General features: G+C 72.9%; 20 protein-coding genes and 1 pseudogene. 15 read left to right on the top strand and 6 right to left on the bottom strand.

All coding sequences use genetic code 11. The annotated features are described in order from the left end of the window. Positions 1-217: 217 nt before the first annotated feature. From ABZ899_RS28465 to ABZ899_RS28445, 5 genes are read left to right on the top strand one after another with little or no spacing between them, the layout of a single operon-like run. A complete protein-coding gene (locus ABZ899_RS28465; protein WP_086872279.1) occupies positions 218-403 on the top strand; it encodes a hypothetical protein in 186 nt (61 codons plus the stop codon). A gap of 30 nt (positions 404-433) precedes the next feature. Then, positions 434-1,141, top strand: a complete 708-nt coding sequence (locus ABZ899_RS28460; protein ID WP_361351263.1) for a hypothetical protein — start codon at positions 434-436, stop codon at positions 1,139-1,141. After that, positions 1,138-2,103, top strand: a complete 966-nt coding sequence (locus ABZ899_RS28455; protein WP_361351261.1) for a hypothetical protein — start codon at positions 1,138-1,140, stop codon at positions 2,101-2,103. Before ABZ899_RS28460 ends, ABZ899_RS28455 begins: the two co-directional genes overlap by 4 nt. After that, positions 2,100-3,020, top strand: a complete 921-nt coding sequence (locus ABZ899_RS28450) for a hypothetical protein (RefSeq protein WP_361351259.1) — start codon at positions 2,100-2,102, stop codon at positions 3,018-3,020. The genes ABZ899_RS28455 and ABZ899_RS28450 overlap by 4 nt, the downstream gene beginning before the upstream one ends. Continuing rightward, entirely contained in the window at positions 3,017-4,090 is a 1,074-nt protein-coding gene (locus ABZ899_RS28445; protein WP_361351257.1) for a serine hydrolase domain-containing protein, read from the top strand. Before ABZ899_RS28450 ends, ABZ899_RS28445 begins: the two co-directional genes overlap by 4 nt. A 60-nt stretch (positions 4,091-4,150) precedes the next feature. On the opposite strand, the gene ABZ899_RS28440 is transcribed toward ABZ899_RS28445, so the two are convergent. Continuing rightward, the gene (locus tag ABZ899_RS28440; RefSeq protein ID WP_361351255.1) at positions 4,151-5,524 is read right to left on the bottom strand and encodes an alpha-lytic protease prodomain-containing protein; all 1,374 of its coding nucleotides are present in this window, start codon (positions 5,522-5,524) and stop codon (positions 4,151-4,153) included. A 209-nt stretch (positions 5,525-5,733) separates the two neighbouring features. Here ABZ899_RS28440 and ABZ899_RS28435 point away from each other — a divergent pair, with 209 nt between their 5' ends. The 3 genes from ABZ899_RS28435 (at position 5,734) to ABZ899_RS28425 (ending at position 9,144) form a co-directional block, all read left to right on the top strand. After that, positions 5,734-6,183, top strand: coding sequence for a Fur family transcriptional regulator (locus tag ABZ899_RS28435; protein WP_361351253.1), 450 nt, complete (start codon positions 5,734-5,736; stop codon positions 6,181-6,183). A 24-nt stretch (positions 6,184-6,207) separates the two neighbouring features. Continuing rightward, positions 6,208-8,424 carry a catalase/peroxidase HPI gene (gene katG / locus ABZ899_RS28430; RefSeq protein WP_361351251.1) on the top strand — a complete coding sequence of 739 codons (2,217 nt, stop codon included), beginning with the start codon at positions 6,208-6,210 and terminating at the stop codon, positions 8,422-8,424. A gap of 192 nt (positions 8,425-8,616) precedes the next feature. Further along, on the top strand, positions 8,617-9,144 hold the full coding sequence (locus ABZ899_RS28425) for a hypothetical protein (protein ID WP_361351249.1): 528 nt from the start codon (positions 8,617-8,619) through the stop codon (positions 9,142-9,144). A 10-nt stretch (positions 9,145-9,154) separates the two neighbouring features. Here the strand turns inward: ABZ899_RS28425 and ABZ899_RS28420 are convergent, their stop codons facing one another. Then, on the bottom strand, positions 9,155-9,718 hold the full coding sequence (locus tag ABZ899_RS28420; RefSeq protein ID WP_361351247.1) for a hemerythrin domain-containing protein: 564 nt from the start codon (positions 9,716-9,718) through the stop codon (positions 9,155-9,157). Between the two features lie 103 nt (positions 9,719-9,821). On the opposite strand from ABZ899_RS28420, the gene ABZ899_RS28415 reads away from it, so the two are divergent. Beyond that, the gene (locus ABZ899_RS28415) at positions 9,822-10,601 is read left to right on the top strand and encodes an SDR family oxidoreductase (protein ID WP_361351245.1); all 780 of its coding nucleotides are present in this window, start codon (positions 9,822-9,824) and stop codon (positions 10,599-10,601) included. 21 nt (positions 10,602-10,622) lie between these two features. Here the strand turns inward: ABZ899_RS28415 and ABZ899_RS28410 are convergent, their stop codons facing one another. Both ABZ899_RS28410 and ABZ899_RS28405 read right to left on the bottom strand, forming a co-directional pair. Beyond that, on the bottom strand, positions 10,623-11,195 hold the full coding sequence (locus tag ABZ899_RS28410) for a GNAT family N-acetyltransferase (protein WP_361351243.1): 573 nt from the start codon (positions 11,193-11,195) through the stop codon (positions 10,623-10,625). Between the two features lie 45 nt (positions 11,196-11,240). Next, positions 11,241-11,894: a phosphoribosyltransferase family protein gene (locus ABZ899_RS28405; protein ID WP_361351241.1), complete on the bottom strand. Its 654-nt coding sequence runs from the start codon at positions 11,892-11,894 to the stop codon at positions 11,241-11,243. 192 nt (positions 11,895-12,086) lie between these two features. Here ABZ899_RS28405 and ABZ899_RS28400 point away from each other — a divergent pair, with 192 nt between their 5' ends. The 5 genes from ABZ899_RS28400 to ABZ899_RS28380 all read left to right on the top strand — a co-directional run bounded on the left by ABZ899_RS28400 (position 12,087) and on the right by ABZ899_RS28380 (position 15,833). After that, positions 12,087-12,488, top strand: coding sequence for an SseB family protein (locus ABZ899_RS28400; RefSeq protein WP_361351239.1), 402 nt, complete (start codon positions 12,087-12,089; stop codon positions 12,486-12,488). Between the two features lie 118 nt (positions 12,489-12,606). Beyond that, positions 12,607-13,497, top strand: coding sequence for an SDR family oxidoreductase (locus ABZ899_RS28395; protein WP_361351237.1), 891 nt, complete (start codon positions 12,607-12,609; stop codon positions 13,495-13,497). A 174-nt stretch (positions 13,498-13,671) separates the two neighbouring features. Next, positions 13,672-13,935: a hypothetical protein gene (locus tag ABZ899_RS28390; RefSeq protein ID WP_361351235.1), complete on the top strand. Its 264-nt coding sequence runs from the start codon at positions 13,672-13,674 to the stop codon at positions 13,933-13,935. A gap of 36 nt (positions 13,936-13,971) precedes the next feature. Next, positions 13,972-14,436: a TIGR03668 family PPOX class F420-dependent oxidoreductase gene (locus ABZ899_RS28385; protein ID WP_361351234.1), complete on the top strand. Its 465-nt coding sequence runs from the start codon at positions 13,972-13,974 to the stop codon at positions 14,434-14,436. 68 nt (positions 14,437-14,504) lie between these two features. Then, a complete protein-coding gene (locus tag ABZ899_RS28380; protein ID WP_361351233.1) occupies positions 14,505-15,833 on the top strand; it encodes an enolase C-terminal domain-like protein in 1,329 nt (442 codons plus the stop codon). 15 nt (positions 15,834-15,848) lie between these two features. On the opposite strand, the gene ABZ899_RS28375 is transcribed toward ABZ899_RS28380, so the two are convergent. Continuing rightward, positions 15,849-16,241: a luciferase family protein gene (locus ABZ899_RS28375; RefSeq protein ID WP_361351231.1), complete on the bottom strand. Its 393-nt coding sequence runs from the start codon at positions 16,239-16,241 to the stop codon at positions 15,849-15,851. A gap of 290 nt (positions 16,242-16,531) precedes the next feature. Continuing rightward, positions 16,532-16,962: pseudogene (gene tnpA, locus ABZ899_RS28370) on the bottom strand (IS200/IS605 family transposase). A gap of 25 nt (positions 16,963-16,987) precedes the next feature. Here tnpA and ABZ899_RS28365 point away from each other — a divergent pair. Continuing rightward, the coding region (locus ABZ899_RS28365; RefSeq protein WP_361351229.1) for a transposase at positions 16,988-17,659 on the top strand (672 nt) is incomplete at its 3' end.

Below are 17,659 nucleotides of genomic sequence, written 5' to 3'. Positions count from 1 at the left end.
GCTGCGGAGGGCGTCCCTTCACCGCTTCGAGTCCTCAACTCCCATGGTGGCACGCGGTTTCGGTCGAGCGGGCCGAGCTCTTCGGCGCCTCGGGCCTTCTTGATCCGAAATGTTTAAGAAGGGACGTATGTGCACTGGTGAGAAAAGATGCGCGTTCTGAGGCGGTGTGGTCATCTGGGTTGTGGAGGCTATGGCTGACCCCAGAGGAGATGGTGATATGCCTTCCATGGACAAGGCGACCAAGGACACGACCGGCGTCCGCACGGACCTCGACGCGGCACTCGACCCCGCCGAGCCTGACGGAGTGTTCCGTGACAGCCGGGAGTGCGCCGCCCTGGCGCTGCTCTCCGCAGACACCCAGCTGCTGCTGTCCCCGCCGACCCCGCGGCCCAAGAAGGGCTGAGGACCGGCGAACCCGACAGGAGCACGCTGAATGGAGCAGTCAGGCACTTCGGCCCTCTTGCAGGGCGCGGTGCAGGACCTTGCGTCCGACGTGGTCTCCGCCCTTCGGGGCGGAGACCATGTGCGCATGTCCGGCACCTCCGCCATGGACGACGTCGAGGGCAGTCTCATCCTCGCGGCCGTGCGGGTACTGGGAGCGGATCTGCTCCTCCCTCACGTCCTCTTCCCGGCCCCGCCCGTACCCGAGGCGCTGGCCGCCTTCCGCCGCACGGCCGAGGCGTACCCGCCCCGCCCCGACACCGCCCCCACCGTCCACTGGAGCCACTGGGCGATGCGCCGAACCCTCGCGCGCCTCGGCTCCCCCCTGCCCGCGCCGCCCGGCACGAACACCGGGGAACCCGGGACCGCCTGGCTGGAGACGGCCACCTGGCAGGTCCTGACCCATCAACTCGCCGTCCTGGCCGCCCTGGCCGTGCCCGGGGAGGACAGCGCGGTGGCCCGCGTGGCCCGCGGCCGTCCCGTGGACCTCGCCCGCGGCTTCGTCCGGGCGGTACGCCGCCGGGACTGGCAGCAGGCGGCCGGAGCGGGACGCTGGCTCACCCTCGTCGACGGGGTGCCGGACACGCTGGGGCTCGAGGCGGGCCTCGACTTCGTGGAACTGATGGGCGGCACCGACCCCCGGGTCGCGCTCCAGGTGCAGGCCGCCCGGATCATGCGGGCCGCCGGAGCACTCGTATGACGGCGACGGACGCCGCGCGGATCCAGGAGGTGGGCGCCGCGGCGCTCGCCTGGCTGTCCGCCCACCGGGACGAGTTCGCTCTCGGGGAGGGTGCGCTCGCCGCCGACGGCCAGGTGGACGCGACCTGGAAACCCCTCGGGGAACTGGCCCAGACCTGCGCGAGCGTCTGCGCGCGCAGCCCGGCCGGCGACCCGCTCCACGAGGCCGCCGCCGGCCTGCTGCGGTTCGCCTGGCGCCAGACCGGGCAGGGGGAGTTGTTCCTGCACCTCCAGCGTCTGGAGCCGTTCGCGACGTACCCCCTGGAGATCTACTCGGTCTTCGCCTCGGCGGGACTGCGGCACTCCGGCTACGAGACGGCCGCCGCCGTCACCGCCCGCACCCGGGGATGGAGGCTGACGGAACAGGACCCGACCCGCCGGCTCGGCGTGCTCAAGGCCGAGCGGCGCGCCGGCATCCACCGGCCCGAGGACGCCTCGCGGGTCCTGCGGCGGACCTGGCTGGGCGGCCTCCCGGAACCCTGGACGTTCGAGCGCTCCGCCGGGTACGCGCTCACCCACGTCGTCTTCCACCTCACCGACTGGGGCCGCGCCCCCGGCGCCGTCCCCCCGGACCTGTCCGCCTATCTCGCCCACTGGCTGCCCGCCTGGCTCGACACCTGCCTCGACGCCGGCATGTGGGACCTGAGCTGCGAACTGCTCGTCGTGGCGGCGAGCCTGCCGGACCCGCCCGACCCCGGCGTCCTGCGGGACGCCTGGCCCCGGATCGCCGACGCCCAGTGCGCCTCGGGCGCCCTCCCGCAGCAGGAGTACGGCGACGGCCGGGAGCCGGACTTCCTGCACTGCTACCACTCCACGCTCATGGCCGCCTTCGCCGCCGCGCAGTGCCTCGCACACCTGACCGCCGAGGCCGCCGCCGGCCCGGGCGGACACCACCGGTACAGGGGACAAGGAGTGCCCGGATGACCGACACCCGTCTCATGCACACCGTCGGGGTCCGCGCCCTGGAGTGGCTGTGGGCCCACCGCGACGGATTCCGCCTCGAACCCGACGCCGATCCCGAGATCGGCTTCCTGGACCGCTTCAAACCCGTCGGCGAACTGGCCCTGATCTGCCGGGTGCTGTTCCGCGAGGGCGTGGCCGGGTCCCGGCAGGCCGACCTGGCCCGCCGGCTCCTCGACCACACCTGGCGCGAAACCCTGGACGGCGGCCGCATGCTGGCCCGCGGCCAGCGCGTCGAACCGCTGTCGCCCATCCCCTTCGAGGTGTACCTGCCGTACAAGGAACTCGGCTACACCGAGCCCGAGGTGGAGCGCGCGGTGCGCCTCTACCACCGGCTGGAGAGCTGGTCGGCGCTCGAGGTGGACCCCAATCGCCGGCTCGGGCTGGCCGCGTTCCAGCGCCGATTCGGCCTCGCCCCGCGCACCCCCGAGGCGGACCTCGCGGGCGCCACCTGGCTGGGCCACACCCCCGAACCGTGGACCGTCGGCGGGCACATCGCCTACGACGTCACGCACACCGTGTTCCACCTGACCGAGTGGGGGGCGCGCCCCGAAGGGCTGCCGCCGCGTCTCGCCGACTACCTCACCACCTGGCTGCCGGTCTGGATCGACGACTGGCTGGACCTGGAGCGCTGGGACCTGCTCGGCGAACTCCTCGTCGTCGACGCCTGTCTGCCCCGCCCCACCCTGGACGGGCGTGCCTGGGCGGGATTCGCCGCCGCGCAGCAGGCCGACGGCGCCATGCCGGCCGTGCGGTCGATGCCCGAGGGCGACCCTGACGAGGTGTTCGACATCGTCTACCACCCGACGCTGGTGGCCGCGTTCGCCTCGGTGCTCGCCACCTCCCGGGCCCTGACCGCCCTCGCCCACGCCACCGCATGAGCGCCCCCGCGACGCCCTGGCCGGGCGCGGCCGAGGACACCGCTCGGCAGGCCGCCGCCCCTCACGGGGACGACGGCCTGGCCGAGCGGCTGGTGCGGGCCGTCGACGCCGTGGACGCCCCCGACGTCGTCTTCGCGGTGTCCCGCGACGGCCGCCGCACCCTGCACTGCGGGGGCACCGCTGTGTCCCCGGCGGTGCCCCGGCAGGACCTGCGCTACGAGATCGGCTCGGCCTCCAAGGCGTTCACCGGACTGCTGTTCGCGCGGCTCGTCGAACGCGGCCTGCTGACCGGGGGCGAACCCGCCGCCGCCTGCCTGCGACCGGGCCGCCCCACCGGCGCCGGCCCCGTGACCCTCGCCCACCTCGTCACGCACACCGCGGGACTGCCCGCCCTGCCGCCCGGTTTCCACCGCGCCGCGCTACCCGCCTGGCGCACCAACCCCTACGGCCGCTACCCCGCCGAACGGGTCGTCGACGCCTTCCTGCGCCACCGCCCCCGGCACCGGCCCGGCACCCGGTGGCACTACTCCAACTTCGGCGTCGCCGTGCTCGGGCACGCCCTGGCCGCCGTGACCGGCACGCCCTGGGAGGAGCTGATGGCCGAGCGGGTGCTGCGCCCGCTCGGCCTGAACGGCACCTCGCTGCGCCCGGAGGACCCCAAGACCGACGCGACCGGGCACGGCAAGGACGGCCGCACCCCCACCCTCCCCTTCGACGCGGGCGGCTTCGACGCGGCCGGTGCCGTCCGGGCCACCCCGCACGACCTGCTCACCTTCCTGGAGGCGCACCTCGACCCGGCCGGCTCCCCGGCGGCCGGCGCGCTGCGCGCGGTGCGCACCCCGGTGCTGCGGCGCGGCCGGGGACACGTCCACGAGCACACCGTGGCGTGGTTCCGGCACCCCACCGACGGCGGCCCGATGTACTTCCACAGCGGGGCCACCCTCGGCCAGCAGGCCTTCCTCGGCTTCCGCCCGGACACCGGGACAGCGCTGGTCGCGGTGTGCACCCGCCGCTACCGCGCCCGCGACCCGTTCACGCCCACGGCGTACGCGCTCCTCGCGGAGGACTGACGCACACCGGCCGGTGCGGGGCCCGGCCCCGCACCGGCCGCGGTGCGTCCTGCGGTCCGGCTACGCCCGCTGCCACAGGGCGGGTGTGCCGGCCGGCGCCCACCGGGTCTGCGCCTGGTGGCTCTGGAGGCACTGGTAGCGCACCCCGGCGACGGTCACCGTGCTGCCGGCCTCGTAGACGCGGCCCGCCGCCCACTGGTCGTTCGCCGCCTCGTCCTGCGTGGCCTGCGTGCCCTTCTGCGCGGTCGCCGTCTTCAGGACCAGGCCGAAGTCGCTCAGGATCGGGTTGACCGGCTGGTAGTACGTGGTGCCGCCGCTCGTGCAGTCGCCCGAGCCGCCCGAGGTCACGCCCTGGGCCTGCGACCCCGACAGGTAGGGGCCGCCGGAGTCGCCGGGCTCGGCGCACACCGTGGTCCTGGTGACCCCGCCGACCGTGCCCTCGGAGTAGCGGACGCTCGTGTCGTGCTGCTGGATGGTCCCGCAGTGCCAGCCGGTGGTGGAGCCGGAACGGCAGATCGACGCCCCGACGAGCGCCTGGACGGAGCCGGTGACCTGGGTCTTCTGCCCGCCCTCGCCCTTGACGTCGGCGGTGGCGGTCCAGTCGCTGTTCGCGGCCACCCAGGACATGTCCTTGCCGGGGAACGTGGACGCCTGGAACTCGCCCTGCGCGGCCTGGTTGGCGCCGGTCGTCGTGTTGCCCGGGTTGCCGCAGTGGCCCGCGGAGACGAAGCCCTGCTGCTGGTCCTTGGTGACGGAGAACCCGATGGAGCAGCGGGCGGAGTTCTCGATGTAGTAGGCCTCGCCGCCCACGAGGTCCGCCAGCGGCCGGGGCCGCTCGGCCGAGACGACGACGGCGACGCCCGCGTCCTGGGCGCCGGCCGCCTTGATGAACGACGTGGCGGCCGCGCGCCGGGCCGCCCGCACGACGACCCGGTTCGACGGCATGTCCACGTACCAGACCGGGGCGTCCTTCGTCGCGGCGCCGGCGGCGGCCTTGTCCAGCCTCTCCTTGACGGCCTCGAGGTCGGCGAGCGGCCGCTTCACGACGGCCGCCTTCGCGCCCTGCGCCTCGATGGCCGACACGTCCGAGGAGTGCGTCGTCGCCACGGTCAGCTCGGCGGCGGTCGCCCCCGTCAGCCAGGCGCCGGCGAACCGCTGCCCGAGGGAGAGACGCAGCCGGCCCGCGCGCGCACCCGCCTCGGCCTCGTTGACGAGGCGCTCGGCCGCCTGAGCGGACGTCAGCTTCAGATCCCGCTCCAGGGCCCGCAGCACCTGGGCCGGGGGCCGGTCGGCGCCGACCGTCTGGGCGGCGGTGGACGCGGGCAGCGGCGCGGGGGGCGGTGCGGCCGCCGCGGCCGTGGTCATCGCGGTGACGGCGAGGACGCCGAGAGCGGTCAGGGCGGCGCGGCGGCCGTCTGTGGGTCTGCCGAGCATGCGTGAGTACCTCCATCGAGTTCGCTTGGTCTGCGACCAAGGGGAGGCCTTGACGCGAAGTGATCAGTAAATGTCAGAAAAAATGCTTTTTAGCGCTATGGGGGGTCTCGTGAAGTGTCATGTGCACCAGTGGCCGGGCCTCTTGGGCCCTCAGACTTTCATCGTTCGTTTTCTTGAGTCGTTCGTGTTTAGCGCGATAGGTTGTGGTCATGACCGCAGCCCAGACCCCCACCCCCGCCGAGGAGCTCCGCGGCGCCGGCCTGCGGGTGACCGCCGCGCGTGTCGCGCTGCTGGAAGCCGTCCGCGCCGGTGACCACCTCGGCGTCGAGGCCATCGCCTCGGGGGTGCGCGATCGCGTCGGTCATGTCTCCCTCCAGGCCGTGTACGAAGGGCTGCACGCCCTCACCGCGGCCGGACTCATACGTCGTATCGAACCGGCCGGCAGCCCCGCCCGGTTCGAGGGCCGCGTCGGTGACAACCACCACCACGTCGTCTGCCGTTCGTGCGGTGTCGTCGCCGACGTCGACTGCGGGGTCGGCGAGGCACCCTGTCTGACCGCCTCCGACGACCACGGCTTCGCCATCGACGAGGCCGAGGTCATCTACTGGGGCCTGTGCCCCGACTGCTCCACCCCCACCGGTGCGCCCCGCGCACTGTGATTCACCTAGTCCGGAAGGTTTCCCATGGCTGAGAACTCCGATGCGATCGTCACCGATGCGAAGGCGGAGGGCACAGGCGGCTGCCCCGTCGCGCACGATCGCGCAGCGCACCCGACCCAGGGCGGCGGAAACCGCCAGTGGTGGCCTGAACGGCTCAACCTGAAGATCCTCGCCAAGGACCCGGTCGTCGCCAACCCGCTCGGCGCGGACTTCGACTACCGCCAGGCGTTCGAGGCCCTCGACCTCGACGCCGTGAAGCGCGACATCGCCGAGGTCCTGACCAACTCGCAGGACTGGTGGCCGGCCGACTTCGGCAACTACGGCCCGCTGATGGTCCGTATGGCCTGGCACAGCGCCGGCACCTACCGCATCAGCGACGGCCGCGGCGGCGCCGGCCGCGGCCAGCAGCGCTTCGCCCCCCTGAACAGCTGGCCGGACAACGGCAACCTCGACAAGGCCCGCCGTCTGCTGTGGCCGGTCAAGAAGAAGTACGGCCAGTCCATCTCCTGGGCCGACCTCATGATCCTCACCGGTAACGTCGCCCTGGAGACCATGGGCTTCGAGACCTTCGGCTTCGGCGGCGGCCGTGCCGACGTCTGGGAGGCCGACGAGGACGTCTACTGGGGCCCCGAGACCACCTGGCTCGACGACCAGCGCTACAGCGGCGACCGCGAGCTGGAGAACCCGCTCGGCGCCGTCCAGATGGGCCTCATCTACGTCAACCCCGAGGGCCCCAACGGCAACCCGGACCCGGTCGCCGCGGCCCGCGACATCCGTGAGACGTTCCGCCGCATGGCGATGAACGACGAGGAGACCGTCGCCCTCATCGCCGGTGGCCACACCTTCGGCAAGACCCACGGCGCCGGCCCGGCCGACGCCGTCGGCAACGACCCCGAGGCCGCCTCCATGGAGGAGCAGGGGCTCGGCTGGAAGTCCACCTACGGCACCGGCAAGGGCGGCGACGCCATCACCTCCGGCCTGGAGGTCACCTGGACCACCAAGCCGACCCAGTGGACCAACGACTTCTTCGGCATCCTGTTCGGCCACGAGTGGGAGCTCACCGAGTCCCCGGCCGGCGCCAAGCAGTGGGTCGCCAAGGACGCCGAGGCGATCATCCCCGACGCCCACGACCCGTCGAAGAAGCGTCTGCCCACGATGCTCACCACCGACCTGGCGCTGCGCTTCGACCCGATCTACGGCCCGATCTCCAAGCGCTTCCACGAGAACCCGCAGGAGTTCGCGGACGCCTTCGCCCGCGCCTGGTACAAGCTGACCCACCGCGACCTGGGCCCCAAGTCCCTCTACCTCGGCCCCGAGGTCCCCGAGGAGACGCTGCTGTGGCAGGACCCGCTGCCGGAGGCCGAGGGCGAGCCCATCGACGCCTCCGACGTCGAGGTCCTCAAGGCCAAGATCCTGGAGTCGGGCCTGACCGTCTCACAGCTGGTCAGCACCGCCTGGGCGTCGGCCTCGACCTTCCGCGGCAGTGACAAGCGCGGCGGTGCCAACGGCGCCCGTATCCGCCTCGAGCCGCAGCGCGGCTGGGAGGTCAACGACCCCGACCAGCTCGCCCAGGTCCTGCGGGTCCTGGAGGGCGTCCAGAGCGAGTTCAACACCGGCGCCAAGAAGGTCTCCCTGGCCGACCTGATCGTCCTCGCCGGCTCCGCGGCCGTGGAGAAGGCCGCCAAGGACGGCGGGTTCGACGTCCAGGTGCCGTTCACGCCGGGCCGCGTCGACGCGACGGAGGAGCACACCGACGTCGAGTCGTTCGCAGCGCTGGAGCCGTCGGCCGACGGGTTCCGCAACTACCTCGGCAAGGGCAACCGCCTGCCGGCCGAGTACCTGCTGCTGGACCGCGCCAACCTGCTCACGCTGACCGCCCCCGAGATGACCGTCCTGGTCGGCGGCCTGCGCGTGCTGGGCGCCAACCACCAGCAGTCGCAGCTGGGCGTCTTCACCGACACCCCCGGTGCCCTGACCAACGACTTCTTCGTCAACCTGCTCGACATGGGCACCGCGTGGAAGTCGACGTCCTCGGACCAGACCACGTTCGAGGGCCGGGACGCCGCGACCGGTGAGCTGAAGTGGGCCGGCAGCCGCGCCGACCTGGTCTTCGGCTCCAACTCCGAGCTGCGCGCGCTCGCCGAGGTCTACGCGAGCGACGACGCGAAGGAGAAGTTCGTGAAGGACTTCGTCGACGCCTGGGTCAAGGTCATGAACCTCGACCGGTACGACCTGGTCTGATCACTCCCGCGCGACGTCCGGGCCGGCCGCATCGGCCGGCCCGGACGTTCTCGTACGCGGCGGTACTCACGGGTGCGCGGAGGTGTGGGGGAGGCCACGCGCAGAACGTGGCGGCGGCCACGTCCCCGGACGAGGGCGCGGAGCTACGGTGTCGGCGACCCCAGCACCTCGTGAGTCCCGGACGGTCCCGCAGTGCTCGCAGATCTCTCCCCGCTCATAGCGGCGACCACCCAGTGGCTGATCCGCTCCTATCCCGCGTGCGGCGGCGCCCTCGCCGACGCCCTCGGCGAGGTCCAGGCCCGGCAGGCCGTGACCGTCGCCGCCTGGCTGCGCTACCCCACCCCGACCGACGTCGCGCTCCTGTCGATGGCCGGCCCGGGCGGCTCGGCGGGCCTCGACTGGATCACCGGCGCCGACGCGGCCGCCCCCGACGACACGGACAGCGCCTGGCGCTCCTGGGTCGACGAGGTCGTGGCCAGCTGGGCGGCCTGCCTGCTCACCGACCCCGAACTGGCCCGGCGGGCCGTGGCCGCGACGGCCGAGGTCGGCCACGCGACCTCGGTGCCCGCCGAGTTCCGCCGTCTGGTGTCGCCCGACCCGTACGACCGTGAGGCGGCCGCGCTGCTGCGCCACCCCGACCTCGTGGCCCCCGTGGCCGCGCTGCACGGACCCGCCCTGCACGAGCGCCTGGACCCGGGCCGGGCCCCCCTGGTCGCCTAGGCGGGCGCGCTCACGCCTTCTTGCCGCGGCCCGACAGCGCGTCGCGCATCCGGTCGACCAGGCCCACGCCCGGTGCCAGCAGCTTGTTGGCCGGCGGCTTGTCCGGGGCCGCCGGGTGCGGCCGGGTCGGCGCCGTCTTCTTCGCCAGCCGCACCTTGTCGCCCAGCTCGTCCAGCGCCTCCGGCGGGCAGGCCGCGCGCAGCCTCGGGAAGAGGTTCTGCTCCTCGTCCGCGATGTGCGCCCGCACCTCGGTCGTCAGCCGGTTGATCAGCCGGTTGAACGCGGTGTCCTCGACGTCGCAGCCCTCGAGGTCCTTCATGATCTGCTCGGCCTCGGCGTGGTCCTCGATCTCCCGGTCGGCGATCGCGTCTCCGCCCGCCACATGCTTGCGAACCGCCGGGTACAGATACTCCTCCTCGGCCACCGAGTGCCGGACCAGCTCGATGGTGACCTGGTCGGCGTACAGCTTGCGCTTCTTGTCACCGGGCGGAAGAGCCTCGATCCTGCCGAAGAGCTCCTCGACCTCGCGGTGATCGGTCATCAGCTCGTCGATGACGTTTCCGCCGTGCCCCATGTTCTCCACCTCCGGTCCGCACGGGCGGCCCCGGCCGGGCCGCCGCGGACGTCGAGTGCCCCGCGCCGGCCGCGCTCACACGGCCCGACCGTAGGGTGCGGTCATGACCTCGCAGACCTACCTCTCCGAACTGTTCTCCCTGGACGACCGGGTCGCCGTCGTGACCGGCGGCAGCTCCGGCATCGGCCGCGCGATCACCGAGGCCCTGGCGCGCGCCGGCGCCCGGGTCGTGGTCGTCGCCCGCCGGGAGGCGGAGCTCGCCGCCACGGTCGAAGCGCTGGAGGAGCGCGGCTGCCGTGCGGCCTGGGTCAGCGGGGACCTGAGCACACGCGACGGCGTGCGGACCGCGGCCGAGGAGGCCGCCGCGGTGTTCGGCGAGCCCGACATCCTGGTCAACTCGGCCGGCATCAACCTGCGTCCCCCGCTGGACGAGCTCGGCGAGGACGTCTGGGACGCCACCATGGCCGTGAACCTGGAGGCGCCGTTCCTGCTGGGGCAGCGGTTCGGACCCGGCATGGCCGAGCGGGGCTTCGGGCGCATCGTCCACGTCACCTCGCAGCAGGCCCACCGCGCCTTCGTCCAGAGCGGCGCCTACGGCGTCTCCAAGGGCGCCCTGGAGTCGCTGGCCCGCTCCCAGGCCGAGGCGTGGTCGCCGTACGGCGTCACCTGCAACACGCTCGTGCCCGGGTTCGTCATGACGCCCCTGAACGCCAAGCTGTCGTCCGACCCGGAGAAGGTCGCCGCGCTCGCCGCGCGCACCCTCCTGGGGCGCAACGGCCTGGCGGAGGACTTCGCGGGCGCCGCCGTGTTCCTCGCGAGCCGCGCCTCCGCCTATGTCACCGGGCAGTCGATCTTCGTGGACGGTGGTCTCTCCGTGCACTGAGGCGCGGTCGCGAACGTCCCGTCAACGCAGGTCGAGCCGCATGAGGACGCGGGGGTGCCCGGCCAGGACGGAGGTGGTGCCGGCGGCGTACGCGAACCCGGCCCGCTCGAAGTTGCGGCGCAGGCCGGCGTAGGCCATGGTCACGTCGACCCGGGCGTCCCCGTTGTCCAGGGGGTACGCCTCCAGCACCGGCGCGCCCCGGTCGCGGGCGAACGCGACGGCCCCGGCGATCAGGGAGTGGGTGACCCCCCGCTTGCGGTGACCGGGCCGCACCCGCAGGCACCACAGCGACCAGACCGGCAGATCGTCGAGGTGCGGGATCGTGCGGCTGCGGGCGTAGGACGTGGCCGCGCGCGGCGCCACCGCCGCCCAGCCGACCGGTTCGTCGCCGTCGTAGGCGATCACCCCGGGCGGCGGGTCGGCGCGGCAGAGCCCGGCGACGTACGCGCCGCGGTCCGGGCCGCGCAACCGCTTCTCGATCGTCGCGGGGAGGCGGTGGCTCAGGCACCAGCAGACGCTCGCCGTCGGCGACCGGGGACCGATCAGGGTACGGACGTCCTCGAAGACCTCGGCGGGGCGCACATCGAACTCCATGCCGGGCACGATGCCACGAGCCGCCGCCGGGGCGCGGGCCGTTCGTCAGGCGGGGGTCCGGAACGCCTGCAGTGTCCCGGTGACCTCCTCCTCGGAGACGGCGCCGAAGTCCTCGTACCACTCGCCGACCGCGTGCAGCCGCGGCGGCTGCACGAGACAGACGAGGTCGTCGCACTCGGCCCGCAGAGCCCGGACCGTGCGAGGGCTGCCGACGGGCACCGCCAGCACCAGGCGCGAGGGACCGTGACGGCGCAGGAACCGCAGGGCCGCGGTGGCCGTCAGCCCGGTCGTCAGTCCGTCGTCCACGAGGAAGACCGTGCGGCCCGCGACGGACGGCAGCGGGCGTCGGCCGCGGTACCGGTACTCGCGCCGGTGCAGCGCGTTGCGCTCGTTCACGACGATGTCGCCGAGCCGGTCCTCGGACAGGTGCATCATGGCCAGGCTGTTGCGGTCGTACAGCGGCGGGTCGTCGGCGACGAGTGCCCCGATCGTGGTCTCCGGCCGGACCGGCGTCCTGATCTCCCCGGCCACCAGGACGTCCAGGGGCGCCTGCAGCGCGCGGGCCACCTCGGCGGCCACCGGTACACCACCGGGGGGCAGGGCCAGCACGACAGGATCGAACGGATCACCGGGGCCCGTCCCGCCGGTCAGCCGCAGGGCCAGCTCCCGTCCGGCGTGGGTGCGGTCGCGGAAGGACATGGCACTCCTCCTCGGCGTCTGCGCGGGCGCCGGGTGCCCGGCCCGCCCGCGGCGAAACGCCGGACGGGGCCGACCGCCCGGCGCCCGCCCACATACGGTGCCGTGCCGGGGGTACCCGGTGCGTCCGGCCGCGTACCGGACGCACCGCCCGTGACCCGGTCCGCGGCGACTCCCAGGGCTAGGGGACGCACCATGACCGACCCCCACTTCGACAACTCGGCAGCGGCCGCGCAGGACGCCCTGCGCACGGTCGTGGAGAAGGGCGCCGACCAGACGGCGCTGAGCACGCTGGCGGACAGCGAGGTGCTGGTCCCGGCCGCGGCGGACGGCGAGGGCCCGGGCCCGGCGGCCCTGACCCTGCCGGTGTTCGAACAGCAGGACGGCACCTCCCTGGTGCCGGTCTTCACGTCGTCGGACCGGCTGGAGGAGGCCATGCCGCAGACGCGCCGGCACCACACGGTCCGGCTCGGCGCGCTGGCCCACGGCTGGCCGTCCGACGAACTGTCCCTGGTCATCGACGCCGGGTCGCCCGAGCAACTGGCGCTGACCGCGCAGGGCGTCCGGGCGCTGCTCGACCGGAACCAGGACGCCTGAGGGCGGGGCGCGGGGCGCGCCGGCATCCGGGGGACGTCCGGCTTGATCGCTTTTGGCTTCCGGCCGAGCGGGAACCCGGTCCCGGATCGTGCCCGTTCGACCGGTCCAGGAGGCCGTCGTGACCGACCCGCAGCACCGGCAGCAAGACCCGGCCACCCAGCACCCGCAGCCCGACTTCCCCGAACAGGACCAGCCGCACCCGGGCTGGACCGGCCCGATGGACCCGCCGCCCGACCACGGCGAGGACAGCTACCGCGGTTCCGGCCGGCTGGAGGGCCGTGCGACCGTCATCACCGGCGGCGACTCCGGTATCGGGCGGGCCGTCGCGCTGGCCTTCGCCCGCGAGGGCGCAGACGTCCTGTTCACCTACCTGGAGGAGGAGGCCGACGAGGCCCGCGAGACCGCGCGGCTGGTGGAGGAGGCCGGCCGCAAGGCGGTCGCCGTGACCTGCGACATCCGGGACGAGGAGAACTGCCGGGCGCTGATCGACCGGGCCGTCGAGGAGTTCGGGCGGATCGACGTGCTGGTGAACAACGCCGCCTACCAGATGTCCCAGCCGGACGGCATCGAGGCGATCAGCACGGAGCAGTTCGACCGCGTGATGCGCACCAACCTCTACGGGATGTTCTGGCTGACCAAGTTCGCCGTGCCGCACATCCCCGAGGGCGGCAGCGTCATCAACACGACGTCGGTCCAGGCCTACCAGCCCAGCCCCCACCTGCTGGACTACGCCATGACGAAGGGCGCGATCGTGACCTTCACCCACGGCCTGGCCCAGATGCTCGTCGAGCGCGGCATCCGCGTGAACGCGGTGGCGCCGGGCCCGGTGTGGACGCCGCTGATCCCGGCGACGCTGCCCGACACGGCCGAGTTCGGCAAGCAGAGCCCCATGGGCCGCCCGGCCCAGCCGGCCGAGATCGCCCCCGCCTATGTCTATCTCGCCTCCCAGGAGGCCAGCTTCATCACGGCGGAGATCCTCAACGCGACGGGCGGCACCCCGCTGCCGTAACGTCTCGCCGGCCGCGCACACGGGATTCTCACCCGCCGCCGGGTGTGGGTCCCGCGTCCGTGGGTAGGGCGGCGGCATGACTGGCAGCAGACCCGCCCGAGGACGCTGGGCCGTCCGACTGACCGTCCGGTACGCCGGGCTGCGCGGCGGCCGTCGAGAGCGCATGGTGGTGTCATGAGCACGCGTCCCCCCGTGGTGGTGCAGCCGCCGCAGCCGGACGGCGGACGTCCGGTGACGATCCGTGGCGAGACCACGGGCACCGCGTACAGCCTGTTCGACGTCATGGACCTGGTCCACCGCGCGGGCCTGCCCTCGGAGGACCGGGCCGTCGACGACCCCGAGCTGATCGAATGGCGTGGCGGCGGGCCCTACGACTGGACAGCGCGGAGCGCGGACAGCGCGTCGGACGACACCGCGGACGCGTCGCCCGACCCCTAACGCCGCGGCCCGCGCCCCCTGGCCGAAGGAGCCGGCATGCCGGACATGGAGCAGGACGAGGCGCGGGAGCGGTTCGCCGCGGAGCGGGTCGCGAGACTGGCGACGATCGCCCCGTCGGGGCGTCCGCATCTGGTGCCGGTCGTCTTCGCGCTGCGCGGCGACGTCGTGGTGACCGCCATCGACCACAAGCCCAAGCGCACCCTCCGCCCGGCGCGGCTGCGCGACATCGCCGTCCACCCGGCCGTCTGCCTGCTCGCGGACCTGTACGACGAGGACTGGGAGCGGCTGTGGTGGGTGCGGGCCGACGGAGGTGCCCGCGTCCTCGAACCCGGCGCGCCCGACGAGGAGACCCGCGCGGGGCACGCGGACGCGGTGGAGCTGCTGCGGGCCAAGTATCCGCAGTACGTGGAACGACCGCCGCAGGGGCCGGTCGTCGCGGTGTCCGTCCTGCGCTGGACGGGCTGGAGGTTCGCGCCGGGGAGCCGCCCACCGGGCCATTGACCCTGAGCTGTCCACGGACGTAACCTCCGTCTCCATATGTAGACAGCTCCCGAGATCGGCGTCCCGTCATGACCCAGCCCGTCGTCACCCGCCTGTCCGTGTATCCGGTCGCCGGACGGGACGCGATGCTCCTCAACCTGTCCGGCGCGCACGCCCCGTACTTCACACGCAACGTCGTCGTCCTGGAGGACTCCCAGGGCCGCACCGGACTGGGGGAGGTGCCGGGCGGCGAGGCGATCACCCGGACCCTGCGCGACGCCGGGCCGCTGGTCGTCGGCGCCCGCGTGGGCGACTACAAGCAGATCCTGCGCGCGATCGAAGCCGCCTTCGCCGACCGCGACGCCGGCGGGCGCGGGGCGCAGACCTTCGACCTGCGCACCACCGTGCACGCGGTCACGGCCGTCGAGTCCGCCCTGCTGGACCTGCTCGGGCAGCACCTGGAGGTCCCGGTCGCCGCCCTGCTCGGCGACGGCAAGCAGCGCGACACGGTCCGCATGCTCGGCTACCTCTTCCACGTCGGCGACGCGGACCGCACCGGCCTGGACTACGTGCGCGACCCCGGCTCACCGGTCGACTGGTACCGCGTCCGGTACGAGGAGGCGCTGACCCCGGAGGCGATCGTCCGGCAGGCCGAGGCCGCCCACGCCCTGTACGGCTTCCAGGACTTCAAGCTCAAGGGCGGTGTCCTGCCCGGCCCGCGGGAGGTGGAGGCCGTCCGCGCGCTCAAGGACCGCTTCCCGGACGCGCGGATCACCCTGGACCCCAACGGTGCCTGGTCGCTGCGCGAGGCCGTCGAGCTGTGCCGTCCGCTCGTCGGCACCCTGGCCTACGCCGAGGACCCGTGCGGGGCGGAGGACGGCTACTCGGGCCGGGAGGTCCTCGCGGAGTTCCGCCGGGCCACCGGACTGCCCACGGCCACCAACATGGTCGCCACCGACTGGCGGCAGCTCACCCACGCGCTCGCCCTGCACTCGGTGTCCATCCCGCTGGCCGACCCGCACTTCTGGACCATGCGGGGGTCGGTGCGCGTCGCCCAGCTCTGCCACGCGACGGGACTGACCTGGGGGTGCCACTCCAACAACCACTTCGACATCTCGCTGGCGATGATGGCCCACTGCGGCGCCGCGGCGCCGGGGGAGTACAACGCCCTGGACACCCACTGGATCTGGCAGGAGGGCCGCGAACGGCTCACCGTCGAGCCGCCGAGGATCACCGGCGGCGAGGTCGCCGTGCCGGACACCCCCGGACTGGGCGTCCGGCTGGACCGGGACCGGCTCCTCGCCGCCCATGAACTCCACCGGGAGAAGGCCCTGTCGGGCCGGGACGACGCCGCCGGCATGCGGCATCTGATCGAGGGCTGGACCTTCGACCCCAAGCGGCCCTGCCTCGTGCGCTGACCGGCTTCGCCCGGGTCAGCCGGCCTCGGCGCGCGGAAGCACCGTCACCCGGCGGAAGTTGCACGCCGCCCGGTGCGGAGGCCCGTCGGCCGGCGGCCCGCCCTGATGGGCCTTCAGGGCGACACTGACCAGGCTCATCAGCAGGTCGACGTCCGCCTCGCAGCCCAGATGGAGCGTCACCCAGCGCGAACCCGGCACCAGCCGCACCGCCGTGGAGTCCCACAGGCCCCGCCCGAAACGCTGGATCGCGGGAAGGGTGAGATGCAGATCCACCTCCCGGTCCGAGTGGAAGTGCACGATCTCGCTGTGGGCTGAGCGCAGTGCCCGCCCCGCGCCGCAGCCGGCCGGACCCGCACTGAGATCGGGCCAGACTTCCAGGCGTTCCATGGCGCGTTGGGCCAGTGTCATGGCCCCATAGTGGCGCGATCACGGCCCGGCAACCAGAGGTTGGACGAACCGTAACCGGCGCGTGAGGTCGCACACGCCGCCCGCGGCCGGAGCGGTGGGCGGCGTGCCCCGCGGCAGGTGCTCCGGAGGGGGACCGGCTACCAGAATTCATTCGCAGTGATCGGCCTTCAGGCCGGTGGTGAAGCGGATCTACTGGTCGCGACGCGGAGCGTCGCGGATTCAGGTCCGGCGGAGCCGGACGGCGTGGCTCTTTGCCTGCGGCGAGGAGCGTCGCGAGGGCTTTTCCCGGTTCAGCCGGGTGGTGCTGACACCGGTCGGTTCTGCTGTTCGATGTACTGCCTGATCACGGAGAGCGGGGCGCCGGCGACGGTTCCGGCGATGTAGGACCCGGACCAGTGTTTGCTGGCCCGCCAGTAGTGGCGTACCAGGTCGGGGAACTCCTGGCGGAGCCTTCGGGAGGAGACACCCTTGAGGGAGTTGACCAGCTTGGTCACGGCGACCTTGGGCGGGAAGTTCACCAGCAGGTGGACGTGGTTGTCCTCGCCGTTGAACTCCACCAGCTCGCACTCGAAGTCCGCACCACCGACTGCATGATCTCCTCCATACGCCTCAAGTGGGCATGGGTGAACACCTTGTGCCGGAATTTCGTCACGAGACCCAAGTGCACATGCATCACGAAAGCACAGTGCCGGCCAGTTCTGATCTCCTGCATCTCATCCATAACCCACGTATGTAGGGTGACGGTCGTGCAGCTTCGGTACAGCTTTCGCCTGTACCCGGATGCCGGCCAGCAGAGGGCGTTGGCGAAGGCGTTCGGGTGCGCCCGTGTCGTGTTCAACGACGCGGTGCGTGCCCGTGAGGACGCCCGTAGGGCCGGGCAGCCTTTCCCGACGGTCGGTCAGCTGTCCACGCGCCTGATCACCGAGGCGAAACGGACTGCCGAGCGGTCCTGGCTGGGTGAGGTCTCCGCGGTAGTGCTCCAGCAGTCCCTGCGGGACGCCGAGAGCGCTTACCGCAACTTCTTCGCCTCCCTCAAAGGCACCCGCAAGGGTCCGAAGATCAGTCCGCCCCGTTTCAAGTCCCGCAAGGACGCCCGGCAGTCGGTCCGGTTCACCGCCAACGCCCGCTGGAGCATCACCGGCGGTGGCCGTCTGGACCTGCCGAAGATCGGCGCGGTGAAGGTGACTTGGTCCCGCACCCTGCCCGCCACCCCCACCTCCGTCACCGTCGTCAAGGAGGCGGCCGGCAGGTATTTCGCCTCCTTCGTCATCGACAACGATCCCGCCGTCGATGCGACCCGGATGCCCGACACCGACCGCATCGTCGGTATCGATCTCGGCCTGACGCACTTCGCGGTCCTGTCCGACGGCACGAAGATCGACTCCCCGCGCTTCCTGCGACGCGCACAGAAGAAGCTG

This window comes from Streptomyces sp. NPDC046859 (assembly GCF_040645135.1).
In the GTDB taxonomy this organism is placed as follows: domain Bacteria; phylum Actinomycetota; class Actinomycetes; order Streptomycetales; family Streptomycetaceae; genus Streptomyces.
Note: the sequence above shows the minus strand (reverse complement) of the source record. Positions and strands in the feature narration are given on the sequence as shown.

What these genes read in the sequence shown, in the direction of transcription:
- ABZ899_RS28420 (WP_361351247.1), bottom strand. Translation starts at nt 9,718, where the DNA reads ATGGGGCACGGCGGAAACGTCATCGACGAGCTGATGACCGATCACCGC.
- ABZ899_RS28445 (WP_361351257.1), top strand. Translation starts at nt 3,017, where the DNA reads ATGAGCGCCCCCGCGACGCCCTGGCCGGGCGCGGCCGAGGACACCGCT.
- ABZ899_RS28465 (WP_086872279.1), top strand. Translation starts at nt 218, where the DNA reads ATGCCTTCCATGGACAAGGCGACCAAGGACACGACCGGCGTCCGCACG.
- ABZ899_RS28440 (WP_361351255.1), bottom strand. Translation starts at nt 5,524, where the DNA reads ATGCTCGGCAGACCCACAGACGGCCGCCGCGCCGCCCTGACCGCTCTC.
- ABZ899_RS28385 (WP_361351234.1), top strand. Translation starts at nt 13,972, where the DNA reads ATGCCGGACATGGAGCAGGACGAGGCGCGGGAGCGGTTCGCCGCGGAG.
- ABZ899_RS28460 (WP_361351263.1), top strand. Translation starts at nt 434, where the DNA reads ATGGAGCAGTCAGGCACTTCGGCCCTCTTGCAGGGCGCGGTGCAGGAC.
- ABZ899_RS28450 (WP_361351259.1), top strand. Translation starts at nt 2,100, where the DNA reads ATGACCGACACCCGTCTCATGCACACCGTCGGGGTCCGCGCCCTGGAG.
- katG (WP_361351251.1), top strand. Translation starts at nt 6,208, where the DNA reads ATGGCTGAGAACTCCGATGCGATCGTCACCGATGCGAAGGCGGAGGGC.
- ABZ899_RS28455 (WP_361351261.1), top strand. Translation starts at nt 1,138, where the DNA reads ATGACGGCGACGGACGCCGCGCGGATCCAGGAGGTGGGCGCCGCGGCG.
- ABZ899_RS28435 (WP_361351253.1), top strand. Translation starts at nt 5,734, where the DNA reads ATGACCGCAGCCCAGACCCCCACCCCCGCCGAGGAGCTCCGCGGCGCC.
- ABZ899_RS28380 (WP_361351233.1), top strand. Translation starts at nt 14,505, where the DNA reads ATGACCCAGCCCGTCGTCACCCGCCTGTCCGTGTATCCGGTCGCCGGA.
- ABZ899_RS28400 (WP_361351239.1), top strand. Translation starts at nt 12,087, where the DNA reads ATGACCGACCCCCACTTCGACAACTCGGCAGCGGCCGCGCAGGACGCC.
- ABZ899_RS28405 (WP_361351241.1), bottom strand. Translation starts at nt 11,894, where the DNA reads ATGTCCTTCCGCGACCGCACCCACGCCGGACGGGAGCTGGCCCTGCGG.
- ABZ899_RS28390 (WP_361351235.1), top strand. Translation starts at nt 13,672, where the DNA reads ATGAGCACGCGTCCCCCCGTGGTGGTGCAGCCGCCGCAGCCGGACGGC.
- ABZ899_RS28415 (WP_361351245.1), top strand. Translation starts at nt 9,822, where the DNA reads ATGACCTCGCAGACCTACCTCTCCGAACTGTTCTCCCTGGACGACCGG.
- ABZ899_RS28375 (WP_361351231.1), bottom strand. Translation starts at nt 16,241, where the DNA reads ATGACACTGGCCCAACGCGCCATGGAACGCCTGGAAGTCTGGCCCGAT.
- ABZ899_RS28410 (WP_361351243.1), bottom strand. Translation starts at nt 11,195, where the DNA reads ATGGAGTTCGATGTGCGCCCCGCCGAGGTCTTCGAGGACGTCCGTACC.